At 43.4% G+C, this 14,651-nt stretch carries 13 protein-coding genes; 11 read left to right on the top strand and 2 right to left on the bottom strand.

Annotation, left to right across the window (positions count from 1 at the left end):
* Positions 1-293: 293 nt before the first annotated feature.
* The 11 genes from MSSIT_RS14005 to MSSIT_RS24245 all read left to right on the top strand — a co-directional run bounded on the left by MSSIT_RS14005 (position 294) and on the right by MSSIT_RS24245 (position 11,663).
* Positions 294-2,033, top strand: a complete 1,740-nt coding sequence (locus MSSIT_RS14005) for a 2-oxoacid:acceptor oxidoreductase subunit alpha (protein WP_048174853.1) — start codon at positions 294-296, stop codon at positions 2,031-2,033.
* Complete coding sequence (locus MSSIT_RS14000) at positions 2,020-2,871, top strand: 2-oxoacid:ferredoxin oxidoreductase subunit beta (RefSeq protein WP_048173146.1); 852 nt, start codon at positions 2,020-2,022, stop codon at positions 2,869-2,871. Before MSSIT_RS14005 ends, MSSIT_RS14000 begins: the two co-directional genes overlap by 14 nt.
* Before the next feature lie 446 nt (positions 2,872-3,317).
* Positions 3,318-3,917, top strand: a complete 600-nt coding sequence (locus MSSIT_RS13995; protein WP_052721768.1) for an archaellin/type IV pilin N-terminal domain-containing protein — start codon at positions 3,318-3,320, stop codon at positions 3,915-3,917.
* A 68-nt stretch (positions 3,918-3,985) separates the two neighbouring features.
* The gene (locus tag MSSIT_RS13990) at positions 3,986-4,687 is read left to right on the top strand and encodes a hypothetical protein (RefSeq protein WP_048173144.1); all 702 of its coding nucleotides are present in this window, start codon (positions 3,986-3,988) and stop codon (positions 4,685-4,687) included.
* Positions 4,688-5,028: 341 nt separating this feature from the next.
* A complete protein-coding gene (locus MSSIT_RS13985) occupies positions 5,029-5,523 on the top strand; it encodes a hypothetical protein (RefSeq protein ID WP_048173142.1) in 495 nt (164 codons plus the stop codon).
* On the top strand, positions 5,523-6,038 hold the full coding sequence (locus tag MSSIT_RS13980; RefSeq protein ID WP_048173140.1) for a hypothetical protein: 516 nt from the start codon (positions 5,523-5,525) through the stop codon (positions 6,036-6,038). The genes MSSIT_RS13985 and MSSIT_RS13980 overlap by 1 nt, the downstream gene beginning before the upstream one ends.
* 135 nt (positions 6,039-6,173) lie before the next feature.
* Positions 6,174-6,962: an ATPase domain-containing protein gene (locus tag MSSIT_RS13975; RefSeq protein ID WP_048174850.1), complete on the top strand. Its 789-nt coding sequence runs from the start codon at positions 6,174-6,176 to the stop codon at positions 6,960-6,962.
* 54 nt (positions 6,963-7,016) lie between these two features.
* On the top strand, positions 7,017-8,786 hold the full coding sequence (locus tag MSSIT_RS13970) for a type II/IV secretion system ATPase subunit (protein ID WP_048173139.1): 1,770 nt from the start codon (positions 7,017-7,019) through the stop codon (positions 8,784-8,786).
* Positions 8,783-10,345 (top strand): archaellar assembly protein FlaJ, encoded by a 1,563-nt coding sequence (flaJ, locus tag MSSIT_RS13965; protein ID WP_048173137.1) that lies wholly within the window; start codon positions 8,783-8,785, stop codon positions 10,343-10,345. The genes MSSIT_RS13970 and flaJ overlap by 4 nt, the downstream gene beginning before the upstream one ends.
* 117 nt (positions 10,346-10,462) lie before the next feature.
* Positions 10,463-11,344, top strand: a complete 882-nt coding sequence (locus tag MSSIT_RS13960) for a hypothetical protein (protein ID WP_048173136.1) — start codon at positions 10,463-10,465, stop codon at positions 11,342-11,344.
* 133 nt (positions 11,345-11,477) lie between these two features.
* Complete coding sequence (locus tag MSSIT_RS24245) at positions 11,478-11,663, top strand: hypothetical protein (RefSeq protein WP_048173134.1); 186 nt, start codon at positions 11,478-11,480, stop codon at positions 11,661-11,663.
* Positions 11,664-11,868: 205 nt separating this feature from the next.
* On the opposite strand, the gene hacA is transcribed toward MSSIT_RS24245, so the two are convergent.
* Positions 11,869-13,143, bottom strand: a complete 1,275-nt coding sequence (hacA, locus tag MSSIT_RS13950; RefSeq protein WP_261788844.1) for a homoaconitase large subunit — start codon at positions 13,141-13,143, stop codon at positions 11,869-11,871.
* Between the two features lie 343 nt (positions 13,144-13,486).
* A complete protein-coding gene (locus MSSIT_RS13945) occupies positions 13,487-13,951 on the bottom strand; it encodes an arsenate reductase ArsC (protein WP_048173131.1) in 465 nt (154 codons plus the stop codon).
* Positions 13,952-14,651: the final 700 nt, after the last annotated feature.

Genomic DNA, 14,651 nt, shown 5'->3' with positions numbered 1-14,651 from the left:
ATGTCACGTTTTAGCACAGATTTTCACCGAATTTCGAGATCAGGCTATGAAGCAAGATTATTTAAGGTTTAATATTAATACTACTTAGGGGCTGAAGAGGGTGAAAGCCTGAAAAAGGCAGGGGAGAATGGAAAAAGAAAGAAAACAAAATCCAAGGAATTTCTGTTTTACTGTAATTATTTCGGAGAGGTTGCAAACTCGGTTTGTTTTATACACTCTCATAACTCTTAGAGAATCCTAAACTTACATTCGAAATGTGGGAATTGACTGAAATTCAAAAATATAAAGGAAGTTTGGAGGTAAAGTTTCTGGACTATACACTTCGAATAGGGGGAGAGGCAGGCCAGGGGCTGCAGACCATAGGAGGAGCCCTTGCAAAAATCTTTTCCCGAAAAGGATACCATGTATTCACCCACCAGGATTACATGTCCAGGGTGCGCGGCGGACATAATTATTACCAGATCCGCTTTTCAGACAGGAAGGTATCGGCCTCCAGGGATATGGTCGACATTCTTCTCGCCCTTGATCTGAACACGATTGAAATTCACAAAGAAAGCGTAAGAGATGACGGATTTATCCTGTATGACTCCGAGACCATAAAGAAGAAGTTTGAAGAACCGGAGTTCATAGATGTTCCCTTCAAGAAAATAGCCCTTGATGTCGGAAAAAGCGGTATCATGGCAAATACCGTAGCAACAGGGGCAGTGCTTGGCCTGTTAGGCCTGGGGCTTGAGAATCTGAAGGATATCCTGAAAAGCACTTTCAGGAAAAAAGGAGAAGAAGTAATTGAGAAAAACCTGGCCTGTGCCGAGGCAGGGTACAATTACGCACTCTCAAACTGCCCCCGCTGCGAAGGCGCTGAAATTCAGGAGCCGGAAGAAAAAAAATTCATGCTTATAGACGGGATTCAGGCTATAGGGCTGGGAGCTCTCATGTCCGGCTGCAAATTCTATTCTGCCTATCCCATGACGCCTTCAACAGGGATTCTGAATTACCTTGCTTCAAAAGCCGAAGAACATGGCCTTGTAGTAGAACAGGCTGAAGACGAAATTTCAGCCATTAACATGGCAATAGGAGCCTCTTTTACAGGTGTAAGGGCAATGACCGGAAGTTCGGGAGGGGGATTTGCCCTGATGGTGGAAGGACTCTCCCTGGCAGGGATGACCGAAACGCCTCTCGTGATTGCCGAAATACAGCGTCCGGGGCCTGCTACGGGTTTACCTACCCGCACCGAGCAGGCAGATTTGCTTTTCATTCTGTATGCGGGACACGGCGAGTTCCCAAAGGTTATCTTTGAACCGGGGACTCCAAAACAGGCTTTTTATCTCACGAACAGAGCTTTCGAACTTGCTGAGAAGTACCAGATCCCGGTATTTATCCAGTCCGACCAGTACCTTGGAGACTCGGAGTGGACTTTTGAAAACTTCGATTTCGAGCACCTGATCTACAATGATTACCGGTTGAGAGAAAAAGACCTGGAAGGGGTAGAGGAATACAAGCGCCACAGATATTCGGATACAGGTATCTCTCTGCTTGCCGTTCCGGGAGAAGCAGGAAAGCATCTGGTAGTAGCAGACAGTGACGAACATGATGAAGAAGGGCACATTATAGAAGACGCTGAAACCCGCATCAAAATGGTCCGGAAAAGACTGCTAAAAAAACTTTCACTGATAAAAAAAGAAATCGAAGCCCCGTTTCTGTACGGAGACCCCTCTCCGGAAATAGTGCTTGTGGGACACGGCTCGACATACGGGGTGATAAAAGAGGTTGTGGACATCCTCTCCAGAGACAGGAAGGTTGCCATGATGCATTTCAGCCAGGTCTACCCACTCCCCGAACGGGACAGATTGGATTACATCGAGCTTCTTGAAAAGGCAAAGCTTGCCATCTCCATTGAGAATAACGCCACAGGACAATTTGCAAAGCTCATGAGGGCCGAAACAGGCTTTGGCTTTACCCATCAGATCTTAAAGTACGATGGAAGACCTTTTACCATTGAAAACCTGAAGGAGGAAGTAGATGCCTACCTCTGAAGATTATAAAGGCCAGGTTCCTGCCTGGTGCCCGGGATGCGGAAACTTCCAGATCCTCTCAGCCGTCAAACAGGCGCTTGTCGAACTCGACATTGAGCCCTGGGAAGTCCTTATGGTTTCTGGAATAGGCCAGAGTGGAAAACTGCCCCACTACATGAAGTGCCACACCTTCAACGGGCTGCACGGAAGGACCCTTCCTGTTGCCACGGCTGCAAAACTTGCCAACCATTCCCTGCACGTGATTGCAGTTGCCGGGGACGGAGACTGTTACGGGGAAGGAGGAAACCACTTCCTGCATGCCATCCGTAAGAACCCGAATATTACCCTTTTAGTGCACGACAACCAGATCTACGGGCTTACCAAGGGACAGGCTTCGCCTACAACAGCCAAAGGGACCCGTACAAAAGTCCAGCCCTCAGGCGTTCCTGCCGAGCCCCTGAACCCTCTTGCTCTGGCAATTTCCCAGGACTGCAGTTTCGTAGCCAGGGGATTTGCAGGAGACCCGGAGCACCTTAAAGAGCTGATAAAGACTGCCATAACCCACAGGGGCTTTTCCCTTCTGGACATTCTTCAGCCCTGTGTCACTTTTAACAAAGTGAATACTTTCAAGTGGTACCGGGAGAGAATCTACAAACTCGAAGCCGAATATGACCCTTACGACCGCATGAAAGCCTTCGAAAGGGCCCTTGAATGGGGAGAAAAAATTCCAAACGGCATCTTTTACAAAAAAGATAAGGATACCCTGGAAGAAATGTTCCTGACAATTCGTGAAGAACCGCTTGTGAGGCAAAAGTTTTCAATCGAAGACGTAAAGTCCGAGATTGAGAAATTTTATTAAACCTCACTTAATTTTTGTTTTGTACTTTCTTTTTATTTTTCAACCATAGTATGAATTTTTTTGTCATTTGGATTTTAAACTCGGTCTGGGAATCTCATGATTAGTATTTAAATTCTGTTCAGGATTCTGATTTTTTCCTTGAAGTTTTCCGCCAGAGACCTTTGCAAGTTTAAACTGGAGCCAAATTTTAAATAAATACTAATATATCGACTTTATTTTTTTTTGGTAAAAGTTAATAAGTTAGAAGAGTGTAGTATCTTTTGTAAAATTATTTGTATGTATATAGGGGGGTCATTACACTAGGAACCAAAAGCATCAGCTCCTGAACAGATATCTCCTCTAACAAACTACAACCCAGAAACATAGAAAATCAGGCGCTGGGGAATGGAACCTTTTGACTTTTCTATATGCCTTCATTCGAAAATAAGGGATGGAGTGAAAACCGAATGAAAGGGATTTTTAGCATCTTTAGAAAAGACGATAAAGCCTTTACAGGGCTAGAATCCGCAATAGTGCTGACAGCTTTTGTAGTGGTGGCAGCAGTTTTCTCCTATGTAGTTCTCGGAGCTGGGTTCACTACCTCTGATACCGCCAAGAAAACTATTGATGAGGGTGTCAAACAGACATCTTCTTCAGTTGGACTTGCAGGGGATGTGATTGCAAAAGGTACTCCTGGAGCTACTCCTACTGTAGATAATATAACTATTACCCTCCAACTAACAGCAGGCCAATCTCCGGTGGATATCGGAGCTGACAGTACGACAGGAATGATGGTCGTAGCTTATTCCGACAGCTTTCTCTATGACCCGGAAACCGTCTGGACTCAGACTTTCATAGGAGACAATGATGCGGATGATGTACTTGAACAACATGAAAAAGTGCAAATTATCATCGATGTCCCTGAGGGATCAAAGCTGCAGAGCGGAAACGTAAGTAATGTGGTTAACACAGAATTCAGAATTGAGGTAAAACCGAAGATCGGTGCAATAGTGCCCATCACCAGAGTTACTCCTCCGCAGATAGATGCTGTAATGAACCTGAGGTGATCCCTAATCTAAGGGGGTATTTCCTCCTTCTAGTAGCGAAAAAGTAATATTCGGATTCAGGTGGTTGAATGGAGTTGGACAAAAGAGTAAGCGAAATTGAAACCGAACTGAAAATAATGAAAGGGGAGATTAAGGGGTTACTCGTGGATATAAGGGACCTGGTGAGTAAAAAAGAAAATCCTTTCTGCAGCATTCAGAGACTTGAAGCATCGAAGCTTAAGATTCCGGAAACAGAAGAATGCGAAGGTAAGCAGCCAGATGTGACCTGCAATGGAGAAAACGAAATGAAGCCTGTGGCAGGAATCTCGGAATTAGGAAATCAAAATGTAAAAAACAGTGAAAATTCTCTAAAATTGGCCGGTTCCCTTCAGGGGAATTCTGTACAGGATGTCCATAAGCAGGAAATGCACAGGCTTGAAATTGACAGAAAAATTGATACATGCACACTGGTTGAACTTATGCGCTGGGTGGATTATGCTGTAAGAACAATCGGGCACAGAAACCTTGAAGAACTGCTTAACCTCTACACTTTTACCGGACATCTCCCTGGGGAAACCAAGGAAGTTATAAAAAATATTGCAGAGCTTTCAATTGAAGAACCAGCAGGAGAAGACGGAGTCAACATGAAGGACAACATCATGGTGCTTTCGCAGCTAAGTGCAATCCTGAACCCTGAGGACTTCAAAAAGAATATTCAGCCATATTACGAATCCTCTTCGGGCTGGAAAGGGAAAGAAGAAGAGAAAAAAGAAGGGCTTGTCTTTAACTGAGTTTGAAACAAGAAAAAAATGATGAAAAACTTAAAAATCAAAACTTGCCGTCTCCAGCCATCCGGCATTAAGCGGAAAAAATAGGTGGCATATCCAGGAAAACCAATATCATCTTCATAATCAAGAATCATCTTCATAATCAAGATCACACATGAGGAAATATGATATTCATCAGCACAATTTTCATCAGCAGTATCTAAATTATTTCATATGATGCAGGTTCAGATCATAACAAGATCATAGAAAATCATACATTAACCAGTTTGATGAACTGTATAATCAGAAATCATCATCGATTCATCCGGTTTGAAAAACCGGGAAGTAAAGCGGGGGGTAGAAAATTGAGTGGGGAATCGATAAGCTCTGCGATCCTTACAACAGCATCCGTCATCTGCGCATTTGCGTTTGTTTCAGCGGTGTATCCCTCGGTCATCTCGGCAGGAGACCCGATAATGAGCCGATCGGACGCTATGGGAGACCAGATCCTGATAGATATGGAAATCTTGCATGAAACAACCGGGGCTGAAGGCACCGAGATTCATGTCTGGATAAAGAATGTGGGCTGCAAGGAAATATCTTCAGGCATGATCCATGAATCGGACCTCTTTTTCGGGGAGGCAGGAAACTTTGAACGCATACCCTACGACGAAAAAGGAAATTCAGCTCCGGGCTGGAGCTACCATATAGAACAGAACGGAGATGAGGACTGGGATAAGGGAGAGACCCTGCTTATAAAAATCAAACCTGAAGACCTGCCTGTGAGCGGAGAGAAATACTTTCTCAAATTCAGTACGTATAATGGGGTCTCCGAAGAGACCTATTTCACGGTGTCATAATGGGGTTCGGTTCAATAATTGCAGCAATGATTTCGGTTGCAACCATCCTCATGGCATCGTATGTCTGCTCGAAAGGAGGATTCTACATGACAGACGTGCTTGCAGGTTCGGTCATTGAGATGCAGGAAAACAAAAATGAGATGGTAAAAACGGAAATAGAGATCAAAGGTGTCTCCACTGACAGGGTGGATATTCTGGTCTCCCTGCAGAACACAGGCTCAACAAAAATAGGGGACTTCACTTACATGGATGTAATCGTTACCTACCAGAATGAATCGGGGAACATGAAGACGGTCTGGATCCCCTACCAGGAAAGCGAAATTCTTTCCCGGAACAGGTGGACAAAAGCGAATATTGTTCCGGATCTTATAAACCCGGGAGTTTTTGATCCGGGAGAGAAAATGGAGGTACATATCAGGCTGGATTCCTCAGATCCTATTGGAAATTCCAGTGTAAATTGGCTTATGGTAACTGTTCCCAATGGAGCAAAGGCTTCACGGTATTTCAGTGGATAATGTTTTTGGCGGATAATTCGGCAGCCTTCTGTAACAGGACAGATCCTGAAAGGGTTATAAAGCGGAACAGAGGGAGACGGCTGCTAAAAAATTATGGGAATTTACCGGGGACTTCAGAGAAGGGTGGAGAGAGAAATGGAAATAAGTAAGGGCGAAGGAGCACTATGTGAAAATGAATCGTTCTACGAAGAAGTATTCAGCGACCTGAAAGAGGAAGAAAAGGCATTACCGGAGTTTATATCTTCCGGAAACCTGGAAATAGACAGAAAGCTGGAGGGAGGCGTGCCCACAGGTTCACTCTGCCTGCTTGAGGGGGGAAACGATAGTGGAAAGTCTATTTTTCTGCAGCAGATGATGTGGGGAGCCCTGAACCAGGATAAAAGGGTCCTTGCATTAACAACCGAGAAGACCTCAAAAGAACTCCTGAACCAGATGGAGAGCCTGAAACACGGGATTTCGGACTACTTCATAATAGGCAGAGCAAAAATATTTGAAATTAATGCGGGTTATATCGAGGAAAAAACCCAGTTGAGCGAGAGCCTGCTTCAGGTAATGCTTGAATGCATAAAAAGGTGCGAAGAAGAACTGATCATTATAGACTCCCTGACAATCTTCGCGGTTAATTCTTCGGAAAACGCAGTGTTAAACTTCTTTACCGAATGCGTAAAGCTGTGTGATAATGGAAAGACCATTCTCATAAGCGTGCACGGGTATGCATTCCCCAAGGCTGTGCTTTACAGGCTGAGGTCAGTTTGCAGTACCTGCCTTGAACTCAGGATAGAGCAGGTAGGGGACCAGTGGATAAAAACTATGGAAATTCAGAAACTAAGGGGTGCTAGGAAAACTAGCGGAAATTTGTTGAGTTTTGATGTGAACAGTGAGTTCGGATTGAAAATCGTTCCTGTTTCAAAAGTAAAAGCCTGAGAAAGAAAATCCGGAAAGAGGGTAAGAGGAGAAAAAACCGAATGAGGAGTGGAGATGGAAACTCTGCCTTTTGACCCGTTGCCTGCACCGAAAAATGGAGGGCGTTCCAGAGAAGAAACTTATTCCAGCCTTTCTTCAGAAATGAAGGAGTTCGTCAGCAGGGAAGAAAACTATCATATCCTTGATTATATCTGCAGGCTTCCGACGGATGAAATCGGGTTTCCGGAATTCTATCCGAGAATTTCGAGGACCATGAAAAGAATCAAGCACCCCAACCTGATATATCCTGCCGGGAAAGGGCTTGCAGTCCACATATATCCTGATAGGGAAGACGTAAGAAACTATTACATCCCCATAGAACCCTGCCTTTTCCAGAGGCTGGACAGTAAACTTGAGGAAATAGAGAAGTTACTCATTGATGTGATACACGACAAGGATATTACCACAAAAGACCCCGAAGAAAAAAGGAGACTCCTCGAAAAAGCTCTTGAAAAGGCCTGCGAAGTAAAAAAGGAATTAAAGGAAAATCTCGGGACACCGGAAGGAAAAGAATCCAGGATTTTCGGGAACCTGAAGAAAACCGGCAAAATCTTCAAAACGAGAAAGTTACAGAAAATTTCCGTAACGCCTGAGGAATTCGATGCGATCAAATACATGATGATAAGGGATAAGGTGGGGATGGGATTGCTCGAACCTTTACTGCTTGACTCGAATATAGAGGACATAAGCTGCAGCGGGCTCGGCAGGATCTTTGTTGAACATAATGTATTCTCCTCCCTTAAAACAACAATCTCTTTTGAGGAAATAGAAGAACTCAATTCCTTTGTCATACAGATTTCCGAAAAAGTAGGAAAACCGATCACCTATAGGGACCCGATAGTTGATACCACGCTTCCGGACGGCTCAAGGATTAATATCGTATTCGGGGAAGACGTGTCAAAGCGGGGGAGCAATTTTACCATCAGGAAATTTATGGGAGTTCCTATTTCAATTCTCGAACTTATTGAATTCGGAACAATCGACTATACAATGGCTGCATACATGTGGATGATGCTCAGGGCAGGGATGAACTGTTTCATTTCAGGAGGAACTGCCTCCGGAAAGACCACAATGATGAATGCGGTAACTACTTTTCTTCCTCCCGAAGCCAAAATAGTCTCCATTGAAGATACCCCGGAACTGCAGGTGCCCCATAAGAACTGGACCCGGGAGGTCACAAGGACTACAAGGGACGACAGCGGCTCGGACATCTCCATGTTTGACCTGTTAAAGGCCGCCCTTCGCCAGCGCCCGAATGAGATTACTATAGGGGAGATCCGGGGGGTTGAAGGAAACATTGCTTTTCAGGCAATGCAGACAGGACACTCTGTAATGTCCACCTTCCATGCCACCTCGGTTGAGAAACTCATCCAGAGGTTGACAGGAGATCCCATAAATGTCCCCAGTAGTTATGTGGATAATCTGAATGTGGTTCTGATTCAGAGTGCCGTAAACGTCCCGGGAAAAGGGATTGAAAGAAGAGTCCTGAGCATAAACGAAATCGTAGGCTACGATTCCGAGAACCAGGCTTTTAACTTTATGGATATCTTCAAATGGGACCCTGCTACGGATACTTTCAAGTTTACAGGGAAAAACAACTCTTACCTGCTGGAGCATAAAATTGCTCCTCGAATGGGAATTCCTGAAAACCAGATCCGAAAAATTTACTATGAACTTGACAGAAGGGAAAAAATCCTCCGGAAGATCCACCAGGCAGACATTACCAATTTTTATGACCTATTCAATACTCTGATCCGACTTGAGGAGGCGGGACTAACATCATGACTTTTTTGCAAACAGTTCCGTACTTAAACCTGAATAAAGCAATACAGGAAGTTGAAGGCTACTTTAACATCACCGGAAAGCTGAAAAGCACCAGAGTTGTTGAAAGAGTTAATGACGATATGCTCTTCCTGCTGACATATATGGCTGCGATTTCAACTGCGGATATCGAAAGGGACAGGATCTTCGATTATACAGGCCGCCAGCAAGAGTACGAAGCTTCGAAATATTTCAGGCAGATCCATATCCTTGCCTCGAAATGGGGGTACGAATATGCAAAATCCTGCAAGTATATTTCTCAGAAATTAAAGGACGTATATATTTCAAAATTTATTGAGAGAATGGCAAATATCCTTTCTTCCGGAGAACCGGAAAAAAATTTCCTGAAGCAGGAGAAAATCATAAGGGAAGAGATCTACTCCAATGAGTACGAGCGAAGTATCGAAGCCCTGAAAAAATGGACCGATGGCTATACCGCCCTGATGGTATCCTTAACCCTCGTTGTTACCATAATTCTGGTTTCGGTCATGATCTATAACATCACGAATATAGAAACAATTGCTTTTCTACTACAGTTTATAATTCTTTTCATAAGCGGGCTTGCCCTTTACATAATATATAAGGCAGCTCCTGCCGAAAAAAAGGTACATGCGCTCCGCCTCAAATCAAAGGAACAGGATAAAATAAGGCTATTGAGTAGGGTTCTGCTCCCAATAGGAGCAATTGTTCTCATTGCCCTCATCATGCAAGGAACTGAACTGAAATTTATTCTGCTCGGAGTGACCGTTTTTACACTTCCGATAGGAATTGTTGCTATGGAAGATGACCGGAAAATCAATGAAAGGGACAGCAGTTTTCCGGCTTTTGTAAAGACCCTCGGGAATCTTGCAGGAACCACAGGAGTCACCATCCGGAGTGCAATGGAAAACCTTGATAAGGAAACCATAGGCTGTCTCAAGCCCGGAGTCGAAGAGTTGCATTCCAGCCTTTCTATGGGGTTTAAGTCAAAGCTCTGCTGGGAAAAATTCATAGGAGAAACAGGCTCCGAACTGATCAACAGGTGCTCAAGGATCTTTACCGATGCAGTAGAACTGGGCGGAGACCCTGCGGAGATAGGGAACATAGTCTCTACTTCAAGCCTGGCTATCGTCCTCCTCAGGATGAAACGGCAGCTGGTCAGTTCAGGCTTCAAGGGGCTTGTCATGACACTGCATGCTGTTATGGTAGGGCTTCTGGTCTTTGTATTGGAGATAATTTCAAAATTCAGTGGACTTATTTCCAGGATGAACGAATCTTACATATCCACGGAAGGAGGATCGGGGGGGATTTCTGCAATGGGGATGAGCATGTTCAACGTAGCCGAAAGTATGCCCATGCTATACAGGTTAACCTTCTCAGTAATAATTATCCTCACCGTTTCAAACACGCTTGTGGTAAAGATCGTAGAAGGTGGAGGAAATTACAAACTCTTTTTCTATGGGGGCCTGATGTCCGGAATTTCAGGAATCTGTATGATCCTTATCCCTCCGGTTGTGTCGAATGTATTCACATTCCAGATATGAAATGTTTTCATTTGAGGCAGAAAGCAAAGTTTCTGAAAATTCCCGAAATAATTTATGAAAAAGTTTCTGAAAAAGGATTGAAGTTAGAATAAATCAAACCTTGTTGGAGGTAATTGGATGAACAGTTTAAAGGAACTGGGAGTTAAGGGGTTAAAAGAACTAAGGGACAGCGGATTAAAGGATCTGAAAGCGAGAGAATTGAAGGATTTAATACTCAAGCCTAAAACAGCTGATGTAAATATCGAGGATATGGAGGATTTGACAAAAAGTAGAGAAGAAGTTAAGAAAAAAATCAAAAAACTTTTGGAAGAGAAAAAGGAGATCGAAGCCCGTATTGAAAGGGTCCGAAAATTAGGGACTGAAAATATAGAAGAAACATCAGAATTCCCCTGGCGGGAAGAGATTTTTCCCCCGCTTCCCAGGAAAGTATCTGTAAAAATGTCCAGGCTTCATGAAGTTAATAATGATTCTGTTCATGCGGTAGAGCCCGGAGTTTCAGAGGTAAAAGCCGGGGGACTGGAAATAGTGGTCAAAGGAATAGTCGAGAAACCTGAATATAAAAAACTTGAAGATAAAAAATCCGGAGATATTATAGAGAAAACAGACAATACTAAAGAAACTGCCATAATAAGTGAGACAGAAGAAACTAACCAGGAAAACAGAGCAGGAGAACAAGGTAAAGATAAGACATTTCAGGAAAAGGAAGAAAAAATAAAAAATGTTTATCCTTTCTCAGCGGCAAAATTGAATGAAAATATAATTTTCAGCGGGGATTCCAGCCCTATTTTCAGGGACAAAAAAAAGCCAGAAAGCAAAAATAACACCTCAAAAAGTCTTTTTGAAAATGACCTGATTGAAGAGCTGCTGAACAGTGAAGACCTGAACCCTGAAGAAGGGCAGGGCTTTATCAAATATCTGGAAGAAACGAAAGTTGGAGAATTAGTTACCGACTTGAAAAATGTAAAGGCTCTGCTGGTCCGGGCAGGACATGAAGGGTAAAATCTTGAGGAAATAAAACAGGTAAGGAAAAACAGACGAAAAACAAAAATGAAAGAGAAACAGTGGCGAGCACAGGCCCGGCACCTAAATAATTAAGAAAAAGTTATGGACGTTTACCCATTAACAGTCATTCGTGGCTGTGAATATGGAAAAGCCCTTCTCTTGCTTTGCTAAGGAGCTCGTTTGCTTCCTCAACTTTGCTGGCAGCCTCAAGGATATCTTCGGAAGCTTCGAGAAAACCATCTTTTTTGGCTTTCTGAGCCCATTCCTTAAAACTCTTTATGTGGCTGTCGTTATGTTCGATCCAGTGTTCAATTAAATGGGAAAGATTATCATGGCTAAGTTCTTCGGTTATAGCAATTCCCTCCTATTCAAGAGTATAGAATTCATGGTATAAATTTTAGCTGGATTTAAGATGAATTTTCATATTGTTAATACGGAAAAAGAGCCGGAAAATAAAAATAAAGAGGAAGAAAAAGAAAATAAAAAAGGAAATAAAGATATAAAAAGAAAAGACTGTCGGTTCAAACTGTCCTTGGATCGGTTATTTCTCCTGTCAGGGCCGAGGCTGCTGCGGTTGCTGGAGATGCAAGATAAATAAAACCTCCTTTTCCCATCCTGCCCCTGAAGTTCCTGTTTGCGGTTGAAACACAGACCTCGCCTTCCCCGAGCACTCCCTGATGGGCACCGAGGCAGGGCCCGCAGCCCGGGGTTGCAAGAGTTACCCCGGCTCTAAGCAGGGTTTCCATTGTCCCGTTTTCGATTGCTGCAAGGAGAGTGGTGCGGGATGCAGGGATCACAATTGTCCTTACTGCAACCTTTTTTCCTTTCAGGATTGCTGCTGCGACCTCGAGGTCTTCAAGCCTGCCGTTCGTGCACGTCCCGATAAATACCTGGTCTACATGAGTGCCTTCAACCTCTCCCACGGGCTTTACATTATCCACCTGATGCGGGCAGGCTACCTGGGGTTCGATATCCCCGGCATCGTAGGCGAACTCTTCCATATAAACAGCGTCAGGGTCGGCATAGACAGGCTCATAAGGTGCAGCTGCCCTATTTTTCAGGAATTCAAAGGTCTTTTCATCAGGAGGGACAATCCCGGTTTTTGCGCCCATCTCAATTGCCATATTGCAGAGTGTCATCCTGCCGGCAACCGTAAGTTCGCTGATAGCCTGCCCGTAAAACTCAACTGCTTTGTAGGTCGCTCCGGCAATTCCGGTTTTTCCGATCAGGTAAAGGGTCAGGTCTTTTGCATAGACCCCTTTCCGAAGGCTCCCTTCAACCGTCATCCTGAAGCTTTCCGGGACCTTAAACCAGAGTTTTCCCGAAGCAAAGATTTCAGCCATATCGGTAGCTCCTACCCCTGTTGCAAAAGCCCCGAAAGCCCCGTAAGTGCAGGAATGCGAGTCAGCCCCGACAACAAGCTTTCCGGGCAGAGCAAAGCCGTTTTCCGGAAGGACCTGGTGACAGATCCCTTCTCCGACCTCGTAGAAGTTAGGGATTCCCTGCTCCTTTACCCATTCCCTGATCTCTCTCTGCAGGATGGCTGAAGTTTCATTATTCGCAGGTGCGATGTGGTCAAAGGGGACTACGATCCTTGAAGGGTCCCAGACCTTTTCCATCTCCATTTCCTTAAAAGCATTTACGGCAAGCACCGATGTGCCGTCATGGGCCATTGCATAGTCCACATCTGCCAGCACAAAATCGTTAGCTTTTGCCTCTTTTCCCGCTGCCCGGGAAAAGATTTTCTCACTGATTGTTCCCATAAATAAGCCTCTTTTCCGATAATCAATTGACAATTTCCGGTAATCAAATAACAACGAATAGATGGTGAAGAAATTAGGGTTTCAGAACTCACTATAGTGAAATATATTTTATGCCTGAAAGAACCCACTATAAAGAAATATGTTGTCACTTATGTCAATTCAAAATATATAGAGAACGTCTATTCCATACCACAAAAGTTCTTTCATATAAAAGGGCTTTCTTATAAAAGTAATTTCATGAGGGTTCAGGCAATCAATGCCTTGGTTTTTGCAGTAATCTCTTCTAAAATCTTTTTTTATCGGACTTTATTCGCATCTTTTAGCAATATTTCAATAATGGGTGCTTCACAAAAAAAATCAACTAATTAATGAGGAATCATTTCCCAAATGTCCGGGAAATCCAATCTTTTATTTCATCTCTTATCTGGCGGAATACCTTGAGTTGCTCTTCCTCTGAGCCCACAGCTGCAGCAGGGTCTTCAAAACTTTTGTGAATTACTTCTCTTGCTTTGGGGGCTTCGGTTGGAAGCTCCAGATTCGTGCTACAGATAGGGCAGGACACTTTAGCCCTATCGCAGACCGTGACCGCCATGTCAAAAATTGTATCCTGAAATTCTTTGGGGGTTTTAGAGTACTGACCGGAGATATCGATGCCAATTTCCTTCATGACCTGAACAGCGTGAGGATTAACATTTGTGGCTTTAACGCCAGCACTGTAAGCCTCGTATCTTTCTCCATAAATAGCCCTCAAAAGACCTTCGGCCATCTGGGACCTGGCTGAGTTGTGGGTGCACAGAAAGAGAACTTTTTTCTTTTCATTTGATCTTTTATTTGATGTCATTAAATCACTACCGCATATGATAACAAATTAGCATTATGATTGTTCTTGTAAGCTGTTTTTAAAGGTTATTCTTGAAAAGTTGTACAATAAGAATTTGTAAAACCATTAGGGGCCATAAGTACAGGTTTACCTGTGGAACTATATTAAAATCCGAAGTTCTACAATATCAGAATCCAAGGTTCTACAGTAAGCATCAAAAAATAGATTTCAGGCTGCAGGGAAGCTAGACCTACAACCTGTAGAGACAGTATGTAAGGATTTATGCTTTCGCGCTTTAGACTTTTTAGACTTTATACTCACCAAGTCACTTAATTCCAATATTTTTGTGTGGAGGCCACGGATCTGACCTTCACTTAATTAGTAGACACCGGTTTATATATATTTTTTGGAGGTATTCTATATAGTACTACTTGAAACTATAGGGTGTTGCTTAATGTGAATCTGATCGCATATCTGAAATTTATATCCCAAGGTACCCCTTGAGATCTCATACATATTTGCGCTCATATATTCATTTAACTTGTTAACTGTCCGTTAATTATTCATTACTTCCAGATTTATTTTGAAATTCCCGGCGTAAAAGATTATAGACAACGAGGAACTTTGGGTATTTAAAACAACAATTAGAGTTAACCTTATATATAGTCCTTGTCTATATAGATCATGCTAAAGTTATTAGAGCTCCTTCAGGAGGATTATT

Origin of the sequence: Methanosarcina siciliae T4/M (assembly GCF_000970085.1) — an archaeon.
GTDB classification, from domain to species: domain Archaea; phylum Halobacteriota; class Methanosarcinia; order Methanosarcinales; family Methanosarcinaceae; genus Methanosarcina; species Methanosarcina siciliae.
The sequence above is the reverse complement of the archived record's forward strand: the minus strand, read 5'-3'. Positions and strand labels throughout refer to the sequence as shown.

Coding starts and splice junctions, on each gene's coding strand:
- MSSIT_RS14000 (WP_048173146.1), top strand. CDS start 2,020: ATGCCTACCTCTGAAGATTATAAAGGCCAGGTTCCTGCCTGGTGCCCG.
- MSSIT_RS13995 (WP_052721768.1), top strand. CDS start 3,318: ATGAAAGGGATTTTTAGCATCTTTAGAAAAGACGATAAAGCCTTTACA.
- MSSIT_RS13990 (WP_048173144.1), top strand. CDS start 3,986: ATGGAGTTGGACAAAAGAGTAAGCGAAATTGAAACCGAACTGAAAATA.
- MSSIT_RS13980 (WP_048173140.1), top strand. CDS start 5,523: ATGGGGTTCGGTTCAATAATTGCAGCAATGATTTCGGTTGCAACCATC.
- MSSIT_RS13975 (WP_048174850.1), top strand. CDS start 6,174: ATGGAAATAAGTAAGGGCGAAGGAGCACTATGTGAAAATGAATCGTTC.
- MSSIT_RS13970 (WP_048173139.1), top strand. CDS start 7,017: ATGGAAACTCTGCCTTTTGACCCGTTGCCTGCACCGAAAAATGGAGGG.
- flaJ (WP_048173137.1), top strand. CDS start 8,783: ATGACTTTTTTGCAAACAGTTCCGTACTTAAACCTGAATAAAGCAATA.
- MSSIT_RS13960 (WP_048173136.1), top strand. CDS start 10,463: ATGAACAGTTTAAAGGAACTGGGAGTTAAGGGGTTAAAAGAACTAAGG.
- MSSIT_RS13945 (WP_048173131.1), bottom strand. CDS start 13,951: ATGACATCAAATAAAAGATCAAATGAAAAGAAAAAAGTTCTCTTTCTG.